This is a genomic window from Paenibacillus germinis, assembly GCF_013141785.1.
Taxonomy (GTDB): Bacteria; Bacillota; Bacilli; order Paenibacillales; family NBRC-103111; genus Paenibacillus_E; species Paenibacillus_E phytorum.
The window spans coordinates 1-20,965 of the sequence record NZ_WHOC01000070.1; the positions used below are offsets into that span (position 1 = coordinate 1).

At 36.0% G+C, this 20,965-nt stretch carries 16 protein-coding genes; 6 read left to right on the forward strand and 10 right to left on the reverse strand.

What is annotated here, in order from left to right:
• Positions 1 to 188 precede the first annotated feature (188 nt).
• Positions 189 to 899, forward strand: a complete 711-nt coding sequence (locus GC102_RS13385; protein ID WP_171689988.1) for a stalk domain-containing protein — start codon at positions 189 to 191, stop codon at positions 897 to 899.
• Positions 900 to 966: 67 nt separating this feature from the next.
• Complete coding sequence (locus GC102_RS13390) at positions 967 to 2,229, forward strand: hypothetical protein (RefSeq protein ID WP_171689989.1); 1,263 nt, start codon at positions 967 to 969, stop codon at positions 2,227 to 2,229.
• A gap of 575 nt (positions 2,230 to 2,804) precedes the next feature.
• On the opposite strand, the gene GC102_RS13395 is transcribed toward GC102_RS13390, so the two are convergent.
• Together GC102_RS13395 and GC102_RS13400 are read right to left on the reverse strand one after the other, a co-directional pair.
• A complete protein-coding gene (locus tag GC102_RS13395; protein WP_171689990.1) occupies positions 2,805 to 5,042 on the reverse strand; it encodes an AAA family ATPase in 2,238 nt (745 codons plus the stop codon).
• Positions 5,043 to 5,164: 122 nt separating this feature from the next.
• Positions 5,165 to 5,506 (reverse strand): helix-turn-helix domain-containing protein, encoded by a 342-nt coding sequence (locus GC102_RS13400; protein WP_171689991.1) that lies wholly within the window; start codon positions 5,504 to 5,506, stop codon positions 5,165 to 5,167.
• Positions 5,507 to 5,637: 131 nt separating this feature from the next.
• Between GC102_RS13400 and GC102_RS13405 the strand changes: the two genes are divergently transcribed.
• Positions 5,638 to 6,642, forward strand: coding sequence for a DGQHR domain-containing protein (locus tag GC102_RS13405; RefSeq protein WP_171689992.1), 1,005 nt, complete (start codon positions 5,638 to 5,640; stop codon positions 6,640 to 6,642).
• A 166-nt stretch (positions 6,643 to 6,808) separates the two neighbouring features.
• Here GC102_RS13405 and GC102_RS13410 read toward each other — a convergent pair whose 3' ends face one another.
• The 6 genes from GC102_RS13410 to GC102_RS13435 all read right to left on the reverse strand — a co-directional run bounded on the left by GC102_RS13410 (position 6,809) and on the right by GC102_RS13435 (position 15,672).
• A complete protein-coding gene (locus GC102_RS13410; RefSeq protein WP_171689993.1) occupies positions 6,809 to 7,456 on the reverse strand; it encodes a hypothetical protein in 648 nt (215 codons plus the stop codon).
• A 2-nt stretch (positions 7,457 to 7,458) separates the two neighbouring features.
• Positions 7,459 to 9,090 (reverse strand): site-specific integrase, encoded by a 1,632-nt coding sequence (locus GC102_RS13415; RefSeq protein ID WP_171689994.1) that lies wholly within the window; start codon positions 9,088 to 9,090, stop codon positions 7,459 to 7,461.
• A 14-nt stretch (positions 9,091 to 9,104) separates the two neighbouring features.
• Positions 9,105 to 12,509: a helix-turn-helix domain-containing protein gene (locus tag GC102_RS13420; RefSeq protein WP_171689995.1), complete on the reverse strand. Its 3,405-nt coding sequence runs from the start codon at positions 12,507 to 12,509 to the stop codon at positions 9,105 to 9,107.
• A 4-nt stretch (positions 12,510 to 12,513) separates the two neighbouring features.
• Positions 12,514 to 13,746 (reverse strand): site-specific integrase, encoded by a 1,233-nt coding sequence (locus tag GC102_RS13425; protein WP_171689996.1) that lies wholly within the window; start codon positions 13,744 to 13,746, stop codon positions 12,514 to 12,516.
• 215 nt (positions 13,747 to 13,961) lie between these two features.
• On the reverse strand, positions 13,962 to 14,510 hold the full coding sequence (locus tag GC102_RS13430) for an ATP-dependent DNA ligase (RefSeq protein ID WP_171689997.1): 549 nt from the start codon (positions 14,508 to 14,510) through the stop codon (positions 13,962 to 13,964).
• 55 nt (positions 14,511 to 14,565) lie between these two features.
• Positions 14,566 to 15,672: a threonine aldolase family protein gene (locus GC102_RS13435; protein ID WP_171689998.1), complete on the reverse strand. Its 1,107-nt coding sequence runs from the start codon at positions 15,670 to 15,672 to the stop codon at positions 14,566 to 14,568.
• A gap of 90 nt (positions 15,673 to 15,762) precedes the next feature.
• Here GC102_RS13435 and GC102_RS13440 point away from each other — a divergent pair, with 90 nt between their 5' ends.
• A complete protein-coding gene (locus GC102_RS13440; protein WP_171689999.1) occupies positions 15,763 to 16,056 on the forward strand; it encodes a Rieske (2Fe-2S) protein in 294 nt (97 codons plus the stop codon).
• A gap of 76 nt (positions 16,057 to 16,132) precedes the next feature.
• Positions 16,133 to 17,530 carry an amino acid permease gene (locus GC102_RS13445; RefSeq protein WP_171690000.1) on the forward strand — a complete coding sequence of 466 codons (1,398 nt, stop codon included), beginning with the start codon at positions 16,133 to 16,135 and terminating at the stop codon, positions 17,528 to 17,530.
• 2 nt (positions 17,531 to 17,532) lie between these two features.
• On the opposite strand, the gene GC102_RS13450 is transcribed toward GC102_RS13445, so the two are convergent.
• Positions 17,533 to 18,159, reverse strand: coding sequence for a LysE family transporter (locus GC102_RS13450; protein WP_171690152.1), 627 nt, complete (start codon positions 18,157 to 18,159; stop codon positions 17,533 to 17,535).
• Positions 18,160 to 18,319: 160 nt separating this feature from the next.
• Here GC102_RS13450 and GC102_RS13455 point away from each other — a divergent pair, with 160 nt between their 5' ends.
• Positions 18,320 to 19,084 (forward strand): MerR family transcriptional regulator, encoded by a 765-nt coding sequence (locus GC102_RS13455; RefSeq protein ID WP_171690001.1) that lies wholly within the window; start codon positions 18,320 to 18,322, stop codon positions 19,082 to 19,084.
• Between the two features lie 183 nt (positions 19,085 to 19,267).
• On the opposite strand, the gene GC102_RS13460 is transcribed toward GC102_RS13455, so the two are convergent.
• The gene (locus GC102_RS13460; protein WP_171690153.1) at positions 19,268 to 20,635 is read right to left on the reverse strand and encodes an MATE family efflux transporter; all 1,368 of its coding nucleotides are present in this window, start codon (positions 20,633 to 20,635) and stop codon (positions 19,268 to 19,270) included.
• Between the last annotated feature and the right edge of the window lie 330 nt (positions 20,636 to 20,965).

A 20,965-nucleotide genomic window follows, 5' to 3' on the forward strand; every position in this document is an offset into this window, starting at 1 on the left:
CACCTTATGCGAACATGTATTCGTTTTTAATATTATATACCGAACACGTATTCGTTATGCAAGTGAATTTTATGGAAACGAACAAATTACCGAACGTAGGATAAATGTAAAATTTATGAAACTGTTTGGTAGGATTTGGCGTAGGTATTACAGAATCTTATGAGGATACGAAATGAGGAGGAAATTACTTGAAGAAGAAATTATTGATTGCTCTTGGTCTTACTGGAATTATCGCAACATCTCTTGCCGTTGGTGCATATGCGGCATCGGATATTAAACTTTTCGTGAATGGTAAAAAGACGACTGCGAGCATTGAAATTATTGATGGATCCAGTTATGTGCCATTGCGAGTTGTGGCTGAGGCTTTGGGGCAAGAGGTAAAGTGGGATGAGAACAAACGTGAAATTCATATTGGTAAAGAAGTTGATACCTCAGTCATTGGACTTTCAAGAAACAATCCAGCTCCATTAGGTACGAAAGTAGTTTTTAAAAAGGAATCCATCATTGATAATTATGAAGGTGAAGTAAGTGTAAATGAGATAATTCGTGGAGATGAAGCGTGGAGATTGATACATGCTACCAATTCATTCAATAAAGCACCGGATGATGGTAAAGAATTCATTTTAGCTAAAGCAACAGTTAAAATCACAAAAAATGAAAAATCTGATTCGAAGGTTGACCTTTCTAAAGTACATTTCACACTGGTATCAACACAAGGTAAAGACTACGAAGTTCAAATGGTGGTCGATCCTGAGCCGACCATTGGAACTAGTCTATATGTCGGTGCTGATCATACAGGATGGATTGCATTCCAAGTTGATAAATCCGATGTTGCCCCTTTAATTACTTATTCGAGAAAATATGACGGCACTGGTGGAGTTTGGTTTAAAACAAAATAAACAAAAAAATCCCCCGCCAGCTAATACGACCAGTGAGGGATTTAAAACATAGAGATGAGTGATAGTTTTGTCGCATTTTAATACTATTTTCCCAAATGTTAGTGTTTTAGCCTCCTATAATTCACTTGATCAGGTTATAAGGTTTGAAGAACTAGAAAGAAGTGAGTTTGATAAAGCAATTGCTGACCCATTTAATAGGTCAAACGTCGATAATGCAGCTCTTATTATTCACGAAACTTCTCACTATATAGATCATTTAGCTACACTAAATGGACAAAGATTTTTGTTAGAAACTTATAATGCTTACCACGGAATTTTATCAGGAGACGAACAAAATTATTGGCACGTTGCTAAATTGCATAAGGCTATTAAAAAGTTGAAATTTCAAGATTATTATAAGGAATTCACCACGGAATCATTAACTACAGGAAAAAGACATTCTGATTGGTCCTTTGCTAATACATTTGGTCAACGATTTGATGCGGATGGCATTTCCGACCCAAACAGACCTATTATTTTCAACAATTTTAAATACATGGATAATTTTGTTGCTAGGATTCCTTTATCAGTTGAAGCTCTTTGGGAGGCTAATGCTGTCGCAGCAGAAATCCAGCTTCACATGGCGTCAATAATGCAAATTAAAGACCAAGGAGAAAGGAAAGTTAGTGAAAAATTACTTGAAAACCGTTTTAAGGAGTGGATTTATACCCCTGAACTATTAACTTACTCCTGTGCAACCCAATTAGTCTCTGCGCGGCTTGGTCTCGAAGATATATATTTCGCTTTTGTCGTTACAAAGGCTCTTTCGAGTATTTGTCTAAATTTACCCGATATTTATTACCATCGTATTAAAATGCCACAATCTCTAGCCATCCCTGCAGCAAGAAAAAGAGGGCTTAAATACTCACAGGATCCGAGTATTATGTTCTATTTAATGGTTGTAAATATTCAAGAGTCTGGTGAAAACATTTTAGTCAATGGGAGAGTCGACACTGAAAAAGTATTAAGCATTAACGGACTACCTTCAAAAAAAGTTCTTGAGTCAGAAATTGAATCAGAAATTCATCAATTCGCTAGTAGGAAACAACTTATTGGAGATTTTATCATCCAATATCAGTCCCTTGTGGCAAATGGACTAGCATTGTTCCGAAAAATTGGTATAGACAGTTCAAATTCAAGCTTAGATTACATTGATGCTGCCAAGGATACTTTCAATTTATGTGGAATAGATGAATACATGAATGAAGATAGCGGCATTATACGACGGATTAATATTTATGAAGGTATAAAAGAGAGATTAGATAATTTTATACTTGCATGCGGGTACTGAAAAAAAATAGCTCAAAGAACATCGGAAACACTCCCGAAGTTAATTGACGCCGGGAGTGTTTCCTTTCCCATTATTTTTGGCAATATTAAGTTCTCTAAAATATGATGGTCATGTTTTTTTTAAACTCTCTTGATACTCCCAGCATATCATTGAGTTGTTTTATAATTGATATGTAATCCTTACCTGCATGACCATAAAAAAACTTAAGGTCTTGCAACAACTCTTTGTTAGTAGGAATCCCTACTCGCATGTTATTGTAAGATGCACACACCAGGGAAACCCTAGTTTGAGGCATGTACATTTTTTGAGTCGATCCAGGTTTCGAATAGTTTAACGGGCTGTTGAAATTTCTTTGTTAACAAAACACTAATGAAGTGTTCAATCATCAAAAATCCTCCATACCCACAAATAAGCGTTCACCAATAGAGTGAACGCCCAATTACTTCATTACTTTATTTGTTACTCCTAGGTGTTCTAGTTTCAGAATTAGTCGCCATTAAACTAGGTTGTTGTCCCTACAATGCAGCAATGAGGTTGCATCAGGTAGTGTAAACTTAGATCAAACGGAGAGATAATTATTTGGGATCATCTTCTTCCTGAATAGAACGCGCAACAGCCACCTTAGGTTCCAATAATTCTTCTATGGTTATTAATTGTTTAAGCTCTTTATACAATTGCTTCAAATGATGATCTGAAATATCTAAAATGGGCTCATACATAAATGAATTTAAATGAATATTCTCTGGAGTCATCAAATTAACTTTTTCAAGGATTTGAATACTATTAAAATCATTCTGAAAATCAATTTTATATCTTCCAAACAATTTTCCGGTTTGGCTACTTTTAATGCTAGAAACGAATTGAGTATCATTTATTTTTTTAATCATATATATTTCTGCATTTAATCTTATAGCGATTGATAGTACAACTTTATTTTCAAGATTAAGCCCCTGTTCTGTGTGCGTATCACACAAATTTTCAGCAACCTCGAAAATAATATCAATTATTCTTTTGTAATGATTATCTAATGTTAGGTTGTTCAAATCCTTAAATATGTCTTTAAAGATATCTTCAAGATTTTTTACTGTAAGTTTTCCAGTATCCTGTTTCATATGTAAAAGCGAAGTTAATTTATTGAAATTATCATTATCTCCAGTATATTCCGCAATATTACGTGCAAAGGTAATTGAAGCAATTAACTTTGCTTTGTTTTGGAGGTCCTTTTTCCATTCTTTTAAAGGACTGCTTAAGTATTTATATTTTACCTTCTCCAAAAACAATTCCTCAATGTTTTTTGAAGCCATATAAGAACTGGTGTATTTGTTATTACCAATGATTCTTTCCTGAACTGTTCGAAAGAAATCAAAGTTATGAGTCAGAATAATTGAAAAGAAATTTGTTACTCCAGATATCTCATTAAGATATTCTATAATTGCGTACTTATTTTTATAATCAAAAGAATCAGCAATATCATCAATAATAAACAAAGTACTTGTCCCTTGTTTTTTTCGTGATTCGATCTCAAAAATAATATTCAAAAGATAAAGTGCTCTTCCTTCTCCTTGGCTCAATATCCTAACCAACAAATCTTCATCTACGTTATTGGCATCTCCAAAAGTGTAATGAATACTAGGTGCTTCGTCTCGTAAAACTGTATCCTCTTTATTTTTCATACTTAATCTGTATGGTACATAAAATCTTCGATTAAAAATTTCAATTACTTTTTCCCACTCCGTCTTTTCACTTTTTGCTTCCTCTAATATTGCCTTTATTTCAATTTGCCCTTTTTTATATTCTTGTAAAAGTATTTGATATTGTTCTTTACAATTTTGCAAATAAGTTATCCATAGTTTCCTTTTGAAATTTATTAAATTTTCCAATTCCTGTAGAATTTCTTTATTCTCGAATAAATAATCTCTAAAATCTCTTAATTGAGCATTTGTTATTTTTTTATCAATCGCTTCAAAAATCGTTTTTAATCCTTCATCATTTAGTATTTTATCTTTTTCATTTAGTATCATTTTTGATAGTTCTTTTTCGTCCGTTACTTCTGTTTTAATTCCATTTAATTTAAGATTTAAAGTATGTTCAGCTAAGAAAAAACCATTTTCCTTGAGATTTTTATGTATAGTGGAAGCATTATAATGATTGAATCCTTTTTTTAGAAATGTCGAAGCTTTAAGTAATTCATCATATTTATCTATGTATTCCCTTATCTGATTTCTAACATCTCCTGTTTCTAGAAATGCTAAGACCTTTTCATCAAATATTCTAACATAAAGAATATGGGCTAATTGTGCTTTATTTTCATCATCATAGACCTTCTTTTCAATAGATTCTAATGCGTGTAAAAAGTTCTTTTTTTCTCCAAGAAAAGCATCAGAAATTTCTTCATCAATATCATTTTTCAGCCCCGACATTTTCTTTAATTCTTTGAGAAGCTTTTCTTTTTCAATATCAATTTTTTTATGAATTTCAATATACTTACGTCTTAACTCTTCATTTACTAATAGAGTTGCCATTTTATCTGATTTAAAGTTTTTTTCATATGATCTGATTACAAAAATTGATTGTGGATCAATTTCTTCATCATTAATATTTGATATTTTTCTACTTGGTACTCTATTTGTATAAATTAAATCTCTAGATTCAATTCCCTTACTATAATCATCAAAGACATTTGCAAAAGATGTTTTCATAACTCCATTTGGTGCATAAATAATGTGAGTTGAATTATTGTTTGTAAAGTCAAATTCTGATTCCAATTTACTGATTCCATAACAATTCATTAACAAAACTTTAATCCTGTCCATATTGTTCCCCCAATATTATATTGTAATGAAATCAATTCGCTTTTTGGAATTAATTACCTTCTTTTGAGTAAAGCAAAGAGACATGTTTCACTCAAAACATGCCCCTCTATACTGTTATTTATCTAGTTAGAGTTTCTTTTTATTAGAAATATCTCCTTTAGTATGTTGTATACACTCTCGATATCTTCATGGCTTTTATCAAAAAGTAATAATTGAATTTTTTCTATATCCTCTCTGTTTCCATACTTACTATTCTCCATTTCAAATAATTGTTTCGGATCAATCTCCAGAGCGGATGATACTTTCTCAATGGTTTCTAAAGTAATATTAACAGTGCCTCTCTCGATTCGTACCAGATGGGCTTGATCCATTGGAATAAATTCAGCTAATTGTTCTTGAGTAAGATTTTTTGCTTTTCGATAAAATCTTATTTTTTTACCCACATGCTGAAAAAGACTGGACATTTAACCACCTCACTACAAGAGTAGGCTTGTCCAACTCAGTAATGAAGATCAATACACTACATAATACCATTTGATTTTATGTGTTATAATACATAAAATGAATGTAAATACTACAAATGGGGAGATAGGACATGAGCACATTACTAAAACAGCATGTTATTGAAAATGTCCTTCAATATAAAATGCGAGGCAAGGTCGCATACCTTGGTCATGTCGCTGCTTCAGATGCTCTACAGATCACTTATGTGAAGCCATATGATCTTCCATCTGGAAAAGGGTATCAACGACCTGTGGACTCCAAAAGAGCCAATGATTTTGCCCTTTATTTATCTAAGGGAGATAATTCTTTATTCACACCGATTCTGCTTAATGCTGAATCAAAATGGGACTTCGTTCCTTATGATAAATATAGACCTTCGTACGGTAGGTTAATCTGCAAAGATAAAGCATCACTAATGGATGGACAGCACCGTTTAGGAGGAATCAAGAGATATATACAGGAAACCAATTCTGAAATAAGTATCCCTTTTCTTGCACTTCACTATTTAGACGAAGATGAAGAGATCCAACTCTTCGATACGATTAATACAAAAGCAAAGGGAATAGGTGTGTCTCTTAGTCGCTATTTACGAAGGCATTCTGATGATCTAAGCTGGGTTGCTACAGAGTTGATTTTAAGAAATGATAGTCCCTTCTACAATATTGGTACCATAACAGGAAAGAGAAATGCTGGACGTCATGTAACACTTCAAAATCTATATAAAGTCCTAGAGCTTCTTACAAAAGACATTCATGTCTCCAGCCTCACCAAGGAAGAAAAATTGATGCTTAGTTTATTTTACTTTAATGCCCTGAAGGAAAATTTCAATCAAGAATGGATGGACTATCAAGACCATCGCCTTACTCACATAGTTTGCTTAAATGCATTAGCTATTGCAGGTTCAGAGATTTTTTCTAACGTGGTTTCTACTGATAAAAAGCAAATAGACTATAATCGTATTTTGAAATATGTGAAAAGACTAAAAAGATTCGATTGGTCATCCCATGGTTTTCTCAAATATATCAAGGGTTTAAGTGGTTCAAAGACATTAGCTTCAGATCTAATCGCGCAAATGATACCAGAAAAAACAGACTAATTGGTCCTGCCAAATTAATAGTAGAAGAAATTCGCTTCCTAAATAAGCAAAGCATAAATAGCCTCTACCAGCCAAAAACCGGTATGAGGCTTCACTTTTTTTCGAGTATAGACTTTAAACTCATTATTACTTTTTGTGAAAACATTAATTTTTAAAATATCTTATATTAAAAAAGATCAGGAAAAAGTTCTCTAAGTTTGTCTTCTTTCTCAGTTTCATTACGAGTATCCTTAAACATGCTTTTCAATTGTTTTTGATCAATACTTACACTCTCATTCAGATCTTTTTTAAAATCCAAAACATTATGCACTATACTATTTTCTTCTCTCAAATGAGGGAAAACGCTTGATATTGTTAATGACTTATATTTATTTTCATAATGTAGAACTTGTCTTTTTAACATATCAATTTGGAGGACATACTGTTCGATCAAGGCTTCTTGCTTATTAAAGTTATTTGTCCGATTCTTCATTTCTTGATTTTCAATGTATAAATCACGTAATGTTTCCTCGATAGTGTAGAGCTCTTGAATGATCTTTTTCTTATTGTTACCATTCCTTTCGAAAACCTCTTCAATATTTGGAAGATAGATCTCTTCATTTTTCAATTCAGTTTCTTGAAAAAGAATGGGTTTATTTAGCTCATTAATGTATTCTGAAATTCTTCTTTTCCAAGTTTGTCGACCAATCCCAGTCTCCTTCTCCAACAAAAGAAATGATACTTTCTGGCCTTTCAATTTAGATTTTATCTGAAACGCCATTTCTTTTAGAGTTAGGTCGTCCACAACTTTAGGCCTTCCTTTAGTGTTCCCCATACTTATCCTCCTAAGATCCGCGAGTTAACCAAAGCAAGATGGTCCATCATTTGCACTAATTTTTGAGAAGCGGCTTTTAATTCTGAATCTCCTGTTTTCTGATGTGTTAAATTTTGTAGATCATAATACATATGCTTACTAAGTGTGAACATAAATTCAGTAGTTTCTTTAACTTTTTGATTTAATATGTCCGAGTAATTCTTCAACCAACTGACACCATCTTGAAAATCATTAACTGCCGGCTTAAATATATAATGAGTGCAGACTCTGCAATCCTCAGCACATCCTATCGGGAAGTCTGGTTCTGTATATGTGCAGAAACCATAATCAGTTGTACGAAATCCAGCAAGGTCCTCATACTCAAAGATCCTCCCTTTATCGACCATGGATCTAGTTTTGTTCAGTAAGAGATCCCCTGTTTTCTTGCTGAAGGTCTTTCCAATTTTATTCTGGGCCAATAAATAAACCTGAGATTGTACGTAATGATCAACATGTGAATAATAGTTTTGCTGTATTTCAAGATTTTCATGTCCAGCCATACGCGCAATTGATAACATGTTAAAACCTTGAAGAAACATATTCATTATGGCAAAGTGCCGCGTGTCACCAGAAGTAATTCTATCTATAGAATCATTTTCTATAAATTCGTTGTAAAAATCATCTATTAGCCTCTGAAGATATTTATCTATTAATCTATTCTGACTACCCTTACGTTGCCCTTTCGTTTGATAGGGCCTGATCATATACTTGACATAGGCATCAAAAGGAATTAGAAATTCAGAAATTATATTAAGACTTTCAAGTGCTTCGATATAACGATTAATGATCGAATACATTTCATAATTAATTTCTACAGTATCGGTCACATCAATTTTAAAAGGTGAATCAGCTTTTTTCTTTTCACGAGGTATGCAAATCCAATACGTTCCATCTTCTTTCTTTTCAACACAATGCTTTCGTAATTTTAGAAATTCGATGACTCTCATTGGTATTACATTCGTTAATTTCCACCAAATATAAACTGGGAAAAATCGAACTTGATCTTCACCAAACGAAATATTTTTAAAAAATTCATTTATGGATTCATCAAAAGTAATTATATCTTTAAATTCGGGTAAATCTCTATTTTTTCTAACAGGTTTTGGGATCGAGAAACAAACATTCTCAATATCAGTTGTTTTGGGATGATAATAAAATGAAAAGAAGTTTTTAATTATTGATGCATATTCATATGCAACATAAGAAGTTTGTTGTATCAAATAGCTTTCCAAATCTTCAATATTGTTAAATGCATTAGAAGCAAGCGCGGAATACCTTATTGTCTGAAGGATTCTATGACATGAAGAAACAACAGTGCCGCTCATTCTCTTTAGAAGAATATAGCCTTTCATTGCAAGATTTAATTCTTTAGAAACCTCCAAATCGAATTTAAAAATAATTTCTCTATCCTTATGATAGTCAGGTAGAAGCCATATCGGATCATCGAATGAAGATGAAACAATAAAACCATTTTCTTTTAAAAAATTAAAGTGCTCCTTAAAATCAGTCTCAGACATATCTTGGAAAAATAAATTTTCTACGGAGCTTAAAATATTAGTTTCGGACAACTCCTTAAGTCTCTTCTTGACAAACAAATCAATCACCTGCTTTAATTTTTATCTAAAAATAGCTTATCCTTAATTTCTAATACCCTCTTTCGAATATCGATAAGGTCAATAAAACTGTGTATATATGTTTCTCCATAAGATAAAACGGCTTCATTTAATAGAGTAAGGATTTTTTTTAGAAACTCTGAATCCCTTATAATGATGGCTTGGTGCTTGGATTCCTTTAAGGAATTAACCAATCGAAATATCTCATATTTCAACTGAATTAACAAATACACTTGAGGAATAAAATTTTCGCAATTATAACATGACCGTATATGCGTTTTCTCACAGTTTGGAAATGTAAAGCATTGCCCTTGAGAGTCCTTAGATGGCCGTTCACCTCGTAATATTTCACCAAACAAATCCTTAACTTCACTTTTTGAAAGTGAAGAAAGCTTAGAAATTAATGTTTCTCTGCTTTGATTGTTTTTACTAATGAAACCTGCCCAATCTTCTAATTGCCTTGGGGACAGGTCCTTGCGAATACCAGAGATTAGTTTTGACCGTTCTTCTAGAGAAGAAGGGCTGATATCCAGGTTTGAAAATATCAGCTGAATCATGAAATTAAAAAGCCAACCAAATTGTCCGCGATTAAATAAATTTAAAGAGACTCGATTAATTGAGCCATCCCTGTTAGTAGACTGCACATAAATTGAAGTTGTACTTTCCTTTTCATGGGATCGAGTGGCCATTGTATATGAGAGTGCTAATTCAGGGTCGGGAGCTTCCTCAACAATACTGTTAAAGAGATAGGTCATTGTAGAGCGAATCATAACAATACTTTTAAAATCCTTAAGTTTTTCGTTATATTTAAAAAAAGTGAGATGTTGGTATGTTGGAGTTTTTGCACTAGAATTTTGATTTATTAAAGTTTGCAATAAGAAAGAGTTTTGATTTCTCGATCTATGTATCTCGTTAATAAGGAAAGCAGTCCCTGCAGCTAAAACCATATCTAAAGGGACAAGAAAAGTAAGTAATGCTTTAGTTTTAGAAGCAGAAGAATGCCTTGTTTTAATATATACTTGATTAATCACTTGTTGGGCTTGTTCAATGCTAAGAACGTTTGTCAAAAACCAATCCATTTGTTTAACTTCCAATTCATCTGTACTTATGTCTGGGAGCTCGTTAACAATATCAGAAGGACGCCATGCATCCATTAAATGCATCATGGTAAACAACCACATATTTGAGTAATGTTGGCTCTTTATTGCTTCTGACGTATGAATTGAAACTTTTTTAACATAATCCACATATTCTAAATAAATTTCTGGTGTGTACATTTCCTTATCTGTAGACTTTTTGATTTTCGGAACGATAATGAATTGTTTTTCTCGTTTTATCCCCATCTCTCGAAAGGAGAAGTGGAAAAACCAATTTACAAGAGTCCTATGGCTAACACCTAATGAATCATTCTGTAGAAGACTCTTGACCTCTTCATCTGATAATTCAAAGCAATTTTGTGATAAATTCACTATGATTGTCTGATATGCTTTAAAAATTCTGTTGCATTCATTTATTATAAAATTTGGTCTTCCCTTTAATGATGCAATCCGAAATCGGGAAAACTTTATGTACATTTCTTTGGTCCTTGATAAATGAACCGGTGTTGAGATATCAACAATTTTTGTTAATAGCTCAGATATCATTTCCTGCTTGGACAATACTTTTGCTTGGATATTTTCATCATATGTTTGCAGATTATTCGATTTTCTTTTCGGCAATAAATTTAGTGCTTTAAGTCTAATATATTCATCCAAATCTACCTGCGGTATCAAATATTTCCTATTCTCATTAATTGCATTAGGAAAGTATCCATTTTTAACCATTGCGCTCACTGTAGTGTATTGTCTTATATTTAGATAAGTTGCTGCCTCACCTGAAGTGAACATCTTGCCGTTCAAGTTCCTTTTATTCAAATAGGATTCTACTTCTTCGGTTCGAATTAATATATAACGTTTTCCCTTGATGATATACAACTTTGTATTAACGATCTTTCCACTTTGTATAAGCTTCTCAATCATAGATCTACTAATGTTTGCGGTTCTACTGAAACTACTAATAGTGACGTATCCATCCGGCATACGGTAGTGCCTTTCTGCATTATCCCAAATAAAAGCAGATTTACTATTGCCCCTTTTAGGTGAGTGATTTTTTAAAGCATTAGCCAGTTCTTCCCGATCTAAGAGTTTTTTATCGTTAAATACTTTATATTGTATTTCCCCTTTTTGAACAAGAGACTTTATCCTTTTTAGAGAAATACGAAATTCTTGGCACATCTTAGTCAAAGAAAATAGATCCTTTTGGGAAGCCATTTCTTCCTTTAATTTCTCTATACTTTTAATCGGTATATAACTTTTGTTAAGCCAGCGAATTACTCCATCAAATTTCTTATTAGCGATCCAGTTATTAATGGTGCTTGTAGTTACGTTAAAGACTCTCACAGCATTTTCAACATCAATATAATTAACTTTTAAACTAATTATGAATTCTTCAAATTCATGAACGGATTCTTTGGGGATTATAAAAGAATTAAACTTGTTATAGGGACCGCTTTTTTTGTATGTATTTTTAAATCTTCCTTGATTTATCCAACGTACAATTTCCATACTTGGTACTTTAAAGCGTTCGGCCAACATTTTTGTATTAAAGAAATTCTCTGACGTTTCATCTGTATGAATATTAATTAATCCTTCATAATCTTGTTTCATTTTTTCAAGATTAGCTTTCGACAACAGATATGACTGTCCTCTAATAGATGAAACTCGATAATTTTTTGATATTTTTGAGATTATTTTACTAGGCAGTCCTAATAACTTTACTGTTTGAGGTAACGTAACCATTTCTTTTTCTTTCTCTAGTTCTTGAAGTAAGCGATTAATCTCGTTTAAAGGCAAGTAAAGTGATCCATAGCACTTTAATATTCCTGTAATCTTGTGTTCCTTTATCCACCGTTGGAGTGTTCCTGCGTTTATCTTTAATAATTGAAGTGTTTCTTCAACTCGAATATAAGAACACTCAATTTCTTTCATCTTATTTTCATATTCGATGACAGAAGATAGAGGAACTACCCTGAGTTCTCCGACAGGCAGTCCAGTAAGTTTAGTAACATCTTTAAATCTACCTTGTTTAATCCAGTCCTTTGCAAGGAAATCCGGGATATTAAGTCGTTTAGCAATCATTTTTCCTGATAAATATCCCTCTGGAGCACCTAAAAGATAATACTCCATCAGAAGCTTATTGTTTTCTCGAAAGTTATCCAAATCCCTTTTGGAAATAAACACTCTACACGTTTTGCCCGAACCATGCTTAACTGCATTCAATTTCCCTTGAGTTATAAAATAAGAGAGTGTGTTAACTGTTAATCCGAGATACTTGGAAGCCTGAGATTTTGTTAACATTTCCATGACATCAACTATCCTCGTTTCTTCGTTCCACGAGCCGCGGAATATATTCGCCATGCATGTGATTCATTCTCTCTTCAAGTTTTAATCGGAAACGCGAGGTTTTTTTGAGATAAGAGAGTGCTGAAAGCAATGAATCATCCCCCCTAGGTACAGATATGTCATATGGATTAGAAGCATTTTCAGCCAACATATTACTAAATATCCCTCTTCCAATATGGGTTGACCACTTCGAAACGTTTAGATGGTAAGCCAATAACTTATCATGAATGTTAGGGCTTTGTTTTAAAAGATTGATAAATTCCTTCTTGACCTTATCAAAATATTGTCTATAGCTTTTTGCTGACAGAGCTCTTCCATCTCGATTGACAAATAATGCACCTGAACCATCTACACACTTATATAGTTCTAAATGATCCCCATAGATGCTTTCAAACCAATCTTTTTTGATATAGACCTGCTGTTTCCTACTTTTCTTAACATAATTAGCGCCATCCAAATCTTTAATATCAGTTCGTAATTGCTTTTCTTGAATGCTCAATAATACAACATCGCCATCCACTCGATGTCGCACTCCTGCTCTTATTACATTTACCACTTCACCAACTCGTAGCCCTCCAAAAATCTGAAAGTAGAGTCCAAGAACAATGGGTTTAGCTAAAATGATTGCTGTTTCGAATAACAAAGGGAGATACCGTGATGGAAAGTTATGTTCAATTGATGTATTAATTTTAGAAGGAAATATAACGTTTCTAAAAGGGGAAATATGAACAACTTTCCCATATTCATTTAGATACGTTTCAAACTCAGAGGAAGAGACTTTCGGAAGACTCTCGTGCTTATTTAAATAACGATAAAAAGCGGAAAGAGTCCGCTCAACACCTTTTATGCTTTCTCTAGCATTTCCTCGCATGTTTAGATCATTTAAGTAGCGTTCACCATGAGCAATTTCCAGATCTACTAGCGAGTTAATATGTCTGTCATTTCTGTCTTCTAAAAGGTGGTTCAAAAATGCAACAACGTTGACTGTGTGTTTACGTTGCGTATTGTAGGAATTATAACGCCATTTTGAATAAATAAAATCTGTCAAAGGGTGAATGACATCTGTTTTATTGGTTACATCATAAACACAAATCATTGCAAGTTGTCTTTTACTATTTCGATCCCAGTTAACCCAAATGGAATCAGCTTTAAATTTATATTGAATTTGTCTTCCAAATTCAATAAGTTCAGTAGACATCGCTTGTCCCCCATTTCGACACAGACAATTAACTTATAACATTATTTAACAATAAACTAATATATTTGTACAGTAATTCGACGTTTTATATTATTAAGATCTCTATTTATGCTATAAATAAGTTGAATAAAAGTGTACAATCTTGAATTTTATCCATGTAAAAAAGAATGCCTATTTTATGGGCATTCTCAGTATTATTTATGTACAACTAGATATTAGTCCAATATTATATAGATACTCGCTACAATGCCTTCCATATGTCGTTCTTTCATTAACTCAAATAGCCCCTTACCTTGTCCTCCTACGAACATGGTTGGCATGATAACCGGGGTAGAATCGACGATGTCTCCAAGCCTCTGTTTACGCTGCGTCAAAGATTCAGCCAAATGATCTCTATCTGTGTAAAGGACATCAAAGACAACAAATGTTACGGGATGCGTGTTTATAGCGCGATTAATCCTTGCAGAATTACTCAACCGGCCACGATAAGAAAAATCATCAAATACCGGTCTGCCACCACGTAAAACAATGCCCTCACAGTCAAAAATCGCCGTATGAGCCTTGATTGCCGATGCTGCTTCCTTTAATTCGGGAAATTTACTAGAAATCAACATACCGTTACGTGTAAAAGCTTCAATGCGATTCCCCTGCTTATGTATGAGGATTCGCCATCCGTCCCATTTGGGTTCAAATATATAATTCTCGTCATCAAAAGCTTCTTTACCAATACTGACAATCATTGGTTTTATTGGCTCAAAGAGCATTTCTAACCACCCCATAACACCAGTGTGGCACTTTCGTATCCGATCTAAACAGCTTTCATCCGTTCACACCGGTTGCTTCTCTCATTTTCACATCCAACCACTGGAATGCTCTCCTAAGCTCATCTTTGGGTATATTCGCAAAGCGATCACCGATATTTACTTCATAACAACAAGTTGTCTCGCTGCTCTCTCTTACATAGTGGGTTAAGCCCACACCCGTCTCCTCATATAAGGCTACTAATATAGGTTCAAGCTTCTCTTTCGGCAGATCAACATGCACATGAAACATGTTAGTCATAGGTTCTAACGGTTTTGTCACAACGCCATGGCATTGATTATAGTATCCAGCAAGCACTTTGGCTTCTTGATAATACTGGTTCATTTTAGGCAATCTCCGTTTGAAATAATAGCTGCTACTTAAGATATACGGATAAAGGCTAATTAAATCGCCTCCGTATCGTCTTTTCCAAACTTTAGACTCTTTTGTAAAAGCTTCATTTCCTGCAAGTATGGCTCCTGCGATTCCGCCAATCCCTTTGTAAAAAGAAATATATACACTATCAAACAGCTCACAAATTTCTGCTGCTGTTCTTTGATAATAGGGTAGAATCTCGTACAATCTAGCTCCGTCTAGATGCAGTTTAATCCCTTTTTCACGACAATAAGTACAAATGGCAACAAGCTCCTCGTAGTCCGGCAGCTGTCCGCCAATTTCACGTTGAGGTAATTCTATCAATAGGCAAGCTATATCGTCCTTCATCTGAAGAACATCTTCCAGTCGGATCAATCTGTCCTTATCCCCAAGCAAAATAGTTTCAATATGATGCAATTCTTTTAAGCCATCTTCTTCATGTATTTCCAAGTGACTCAGCGGATGATAAGCCACTTTCTTACTACCTTTGCTGTCACACCAGATTCTTAAGGCAATTTGTTGGGCCATGGTCCCACTAGGGAAAAATACAGCTGTTTCTTTACCCAAGAAAGTAGCCATTTCCTCTTGAAAATTTTCGATAAGTTTACCTGAACCATAAACATCACTGTCCAGATTCCCATCACTATCATTCAAAACCTCTTTCAAAACCTGAATGTTTCTTTTACTATGGCTGCCTACTGGATAAATAGCTTTATTAAACGCTTCTAATAATACGTTATTCTTGCTCATTTGTATGATCCTCCATTGTCATTTTTTCACTTGGTGAAACAACAGCCGTGACTTATAATCAAACTAACCTGGTTGAAAAGGAGCATAACGATGAAAGAAATCATCATTGGAACAAAGGATCAATTCACATCATTTCCTGTAGAGGTTCAAGTAGAGGATACCCTGTACTTCCTTACGGAAATGGAAGGTATTTATACCCTACTGTCTAGTGTTTGTCCTCATGCCGGTTACACCGTTGACCTTGAAGATGGAGAGCTCGTGTGTCCGCTGCATGGATGGACGTTTGAAGTACATACTGGTCGTTGCCATAATGTGCCAAGTGCTAGACTTCACTCGTATGAAGTCATACTAAGAGACGGCACTCTATTAGCTCAGATGGGTTAATCTCTAAGTATATTTTACCAATGGACAAGCTATACTAACAGCTGTTATTTCTAGACGAACGGCATTAGGAGGCTATATGTCCACAAAAGCAAAGAGTGATAAGTCCGGAACTATGAAGTGGTGGCAGCTGTCCTTGCTTGGAGTTGCCTGTACGATTGGTACTGGTTACTTCTTAGGCTCTGGGATTGGTATCAAAATGGGCGGTGGATCCGTCATCCTCATGTTCATTCTTGCAGCCTTGGGCACTTATATTGTCTTTGATGTTTTGGCCCGAATGACGGAAGCGGATCCACAGCAAGGATCTTTTAGGGCATATGCCAAAAAAGCATTTGGACGCTGGGCAGGCTTCAGCAGCGGATGGGTCTATTGCAGCTCAGAGCTTTTAATTATGGGGAGTCAATTAACAGCTTTGTCCCTCTTTACCCGATTCTGGTTTCCAGCGATACCTATGTGGATTTTTGCAACGGTTTACGCCTTGATTGGACTGGGTGTTATTTTACTCGGGACAAAAGCATTCGAACGCACAGAGCATATTTTTGCCATTATCAAAGTATCCGCCATCGTTATGTTTCTCCTAATCGCAGGCGCCGCAGTCTTAGGATTTATCACGGGGGGAGCTCATCAACCGAGATTCCCAACTTCCAAAGAAACCTTTTTGCCAGCTGGGTTAATGGGCTCTTGGTCCTCTTTTATTTATGCTTTTTACGCCTTTGGCGGTATTGAAATTATGGGCTTATTGGCTACACAATTGAAGCGGCCCGAAGAGGCACCTAAAGCAGGGAACATCATGATCCTACTTTTAACGACGATCTATGTCGCATCTCTTATTCTTGCTTTAACCTTGATCCCCTTGAATGCCTTACAAGGAAAGGAAAGCCCGTTTCAGGTTGCTTTGGGAAATTATAATCTACCTTTTGTCCCACATGCGTTTAACGCGATCCTCATTATTGCTGGATTTTCGACGATGGTTGCTTCTTTATTTGCGGTGACAACTATCCTTATCACGTTAGCCCAAGATCACGATGCCCCCTCTATTTTCGCAAAAAAAACAACAGGGAAAAGACAAATGCCTTTATTCGCCATCGGTTTTACGACTGGAGGTATAACTGTAGCTGTGCTGATGGCACTCTTGTTGCCTGAAGAGCTCTATGAATATGTAACAACAGCCGCAGGGATTATGCTGCTCTTGAACTGGCTCTTCATCCTACTATCATCAGGACGCTTATTACAACTATCCGCATGGGGAAAGATCAAACGATATCTGGGCATGGCTCTCATCCTTACCGCTATAACGGGTACAGTCTTTCATGAAACGAGCCGACAAGGATTCTGGATAAGCCTCCTATTTGTCGTGATTATAGGCTTGGTTACATTAGGTATGAGTTTCAAATGGAAAAAGAGTTCCCAAGGAGCATCTTACAAATCGAAAAAACCACTAAATCCTAGCCACGATAATCGTGAAGGAGCGACTTAAGGTTATCCAAATAGGGCATGGAATGCTTTTATCCCAAAATGCAATCCAAAGACGATCAGGGATAGTCCTGATGCGATGGATATGATCGTGAGTGCGCGAGTCGTAAGAAATCTTCGAAACGTACTGGCTAACGATGCCATTAAAACATCCCACATACAAATCCCAGTGAACATAACACCCGTATACAATAATACGTGGTTTCTATCGAAATCAGCAATTGTTTCAGCTAAAACCGACCCATAGATACCAAGCCAGAAGAGGATGGATAAGGGACTAGTTATAGCCATGATAAAACCGGAGAAAACCGATTTCGTTAGCTTCTCTACGTTCCTATACCTATCTCCCTTAATTTCCCCTGTACCAATCAAACTCTCGATACCTGAGTAGAGCAAAATAAAACAACCAAATAACCAAAGGAACGTTTTCATAAAGGGTGTTGTCAGAAAATGAACAAGTCCGAAATAAATGAGTATCAATAACAGAGCATCAGCAACCATCGCCCCAATTCCTATTACCCAAGCATGAAGAAAACCTTGCTTAATCCCTTTGTCGAGCATTGCTGCATTAATGGGACCAATTGGTGCTGACAACGATAATCCTAAGAGAAAAAAACTAAGAATCGTATACACTTTCCTCACCCATTCATCGGTTTGTATGTACATGCTTCAAGGCTCGTATCATCCTATTCCTAGAGTAAGACTTGTATTACCTGCAAAATTAAATTTCAAAAAAGCATTTGACATTCACGCTACGTAAAGCAGTACAGTTAAGTTGTCAGGAGGTGAACAGATGGAATACACCGTGCAGCATCTAGGCAAATTGGCTGGGGTCAGTACCAGAACGCTTCGATATTATGATGAGATTGAACTTCTTAAGCCGGCAAGAATCAATTCGTCAGGATACCGAATCTATGGTCAAGCGGAAGTGGATAGATTACAACAAATACTGTTCTACAGAGAACTAGGGGTCAGTCTGGACAGTATTAAAGAAATTCTTACCGCCCCTTCCTTCAATGGAGCCAATGCCCTGAGAGAACACCATGAACAACTCCTCGACAAAAGAAAACAATTAGATTTACTGATTGCAAATGTTGAAAAAACAATTGCTTGTACCGAAGGGAGAATTACCATGACAGATACCGAGAAATTTGAAGGCTTCAAACAAAAGATGATTGATGATAACGAGGCAAAATACGGGAAAGAAATTCGCGAGAAGTATGACGATGATATCGTAGATAAGTCCAACCAAAAAATCAAAAACATGACACAAGAACAGCAGGACGAGGTAACGCGATTGGCGAATGAAGTACTAGCTGCATTGGCGGAAGCTTTCAAAAATGGGGACCCTGCCAGCGAACTGGCTCAAGCAGCCGCGGATTTGCATAAGCAGTGGTTAAGCTATTACTGGAGCGAGTATAGTAAAGAGGCACACGCTGGCCTAGCCCAAATGTATGTGGATGACGAACGGTTTAAGGCTTATTATGATGAAAAACAGCCCGGTACGGCTGAGTTTCTGAGAGATGCCATCCAGATCTACACAGGTTTGAAGAAGTAATCTATTGAATGGGACACTAGCACTTTTTCTATTATCTAAGTTAAACATCCAGTTCTTTTACAAGAAACTGAATATACTAGTATTGCACCAGTCACCAGCAGCGACCGTGCATGTCACTCCAACGAAAGAAGCACAGAACCCTTAATGGGCCTGTGCTTCTTTACATTCTTTTCGCATTCTATTCTATTTGGCGACTGTTCCTACATTTGGCTTCACGAGTGCCTTACTTTGCCATACACGACTCTTCCACCGTAGATACATGAGCAGACCTCTCACCCATTCATCTACCGCAAATGCGACCCACACGCCAAGCAGGCCCATTTTCATCACAATGCCAAGCCAATACGCAAGCGGCACTGCGATCCCCCACATGGATAGAATCCCCATGAACACAGGAAATCTCGCATCTCCAGCAGCACGAAGGGAGTTAATGACAACTAGATTAAATGTCCGACCAGGCTCTAAGATAACGGAGAGTATTAAAATACTAGAACCCATCGCAATAATTTCCGGATTGTCGGTGAATAACCCTATCAGATCCCTGCGGAAAATAGATGCAATTCCCACAACTACAAAGGTCACAAGAAGACTAATCCGCAAGCTGCGAATTAACTTATGATAGGCTGCCTTGAATGCCCCAGCACCTACCATATGACCCACAATGATTTCGGTCCCCATTCCTATTGCCATGGCCAGCGCCATAAAATAGTTGGTTATATTCATCATGTAGATATGCGTACTCAACGCCGCTTGACCGATGATATTAATAAAACTGACGATCATCATATGCTGAGACTGCCAAGACAGGTGCTCGCCGGCAGACGGTATGCCAATGCTCATGATTTGCTTCACAATACGGCTATCGAAGGTGACATAGTGCTTCAGACGAATCTGTACCGGAATACGGCGATATAAGATAACAATCAGAACAATAAGCCCAATAAGACGGCTTACCACAGTGGATACTGCGGCTCCAGTTACTCCCCACTCGGGAAAACCAAGGTTTCCAAAGATAAGAAGGCTGTTACCGGCTACATGGATCAGGTTCACTCCCAACGTAACAAACATGACGTCTCTCGTTTGACCATTAGAACGAAGCACAGATGAGATCGCATAGGACAACGCCTCAATCCATATAAAAGCGCCAATGATATTTAAATACCTTTTGGCGATCTCAATCTGCTCCGGCGCCAAATTCATTAGCCGCATCAGCGATTCACCAAATACAACCAATAAAATGCTAATGATAATTCCAAATATCAAATTTATCGTAATCGCGAGAGCTGAAATGCGGCTGGCTTCTTTCGCCCTACCGGCACCAAGATTTTGTGCGACTGCTACACTCGTTCCAATCCCAACGAAGCCAAACATCATAATGCAGAAAACGATGATTTCATTTGCTAAGCCGACTGCTCCAGTCACTTGATCCGAGATCAGACTGAGCATAAACACATCAGCCGTTCCCAGCATCATCCGCAGGACGGAATCAACGAATATCGGCCATGTAACCGCGAATAGACCAAGCTTTTTCCAAGAAGCTACCGATTCCATGTCTTTCAATCCCTACACTTTCTCCATTCAAATGCTATTAGTTTAGGATACGTAAGCGATTGCAGTCAAATGCTACTTACTCCCATTTTAAAATCAATGAATAAGAAGCGTTGGACTGCTCACAATAATGAAGGTTTTAAAATACAACCAAGGGACGTGGGCTAATGTCGAACCAACAAAAAAGTCAAAACAATCCACAAAACAAAGGTAAAAACAGCAACAAGAATAAAAACAACAGTAATAACGGCATTGATGATGCAAATAAACATCCAGGCAACTAAAAAACTCACAAAAAACCTTGGAAATCATAATGATTTCCAAGGTTTTTCA

Coding starts and splice junctions, on each gene's coding strand:
- GC102_RS13395 (WP_171689990.1), bottom strand. CDS start 5,042: ATGGACAGGATTAAAGTTTTGTTAATGAATTGTTATGGAATCAGTAAA.
- GC102_RS13400 (WP_171689991.1), bottom strand. CDS start 5,506: ATGTCCAGTCTTTTTCAGCATGTGGGTAAAAAAATAAGATTTTATCGA.
- GC102_RS13405 (WP_171689992.1), top strand. CDS start 5,638: ATGAGCACATTACTAAAACAGCATGTTATTGAAAATGTCCTTCAATAT.
- GC102_RS13410 (WP_171689993.1), bottom strand. CDS start 7,456: ATGGGGAACACTAAAGGAAGGCCTAAAGTTGTGGACGACCTAACTCTA.
- GC102_RS13420 (WP_171689995.1), bottom strand. CDS start 12,509: ATGGAAATGTTAACAAAATCTCAGGCTTCCAAGTATCTCGGATTAACA.
- GC102_RS13425 (WP_171689996.1), bottom strand. CDS start 13,746: ATGTCTACTGAACTTATTGAATTTGGAAGACAAATTCAATATAAATTT.
- GC102_RS13430 (WP_171689997.1), bottom strand. CDS start 14,510: ATGCTCTTTGAGCCAATAAAACCAATGATTGTCAGTATTGGTAAAGAA.
- GC102_RS13435 (WP_171689998.1), bottom strand. CDS start 15,672: ATGAGCAAGAATAACGTATTATTAGAAGCGTTTAATAAAGCTATTTAT.
- GC102_RS13440 (WP_171689999.1), top strand. CDS start 15,763: ATGAAAGAAATCATCATTGGAACAAAGGATCAATTCACATCATTTCCT.
- GC102_RS13445 (WP_171690000.1), top strand. CDS start 16,133: ATGTCCACAAAAGCAAAGAGTGATAAGTCCGGAACTATGAAGTGGTGG.
- GC102_RS13455 (WP_171690001.1), top strand. CDS start 18,320: ATGGAATACACCGTGCAGCATCTAGGCAAATTGGCTGGGGTCAGTACC.
- GC102_RS13460 (WP_171690153.1), bottom strand. CDS start 20,635: ATGGAATCGGTAGCTTCTTGGAAAAAGCTTGGTCTATTCGCGGTTACA.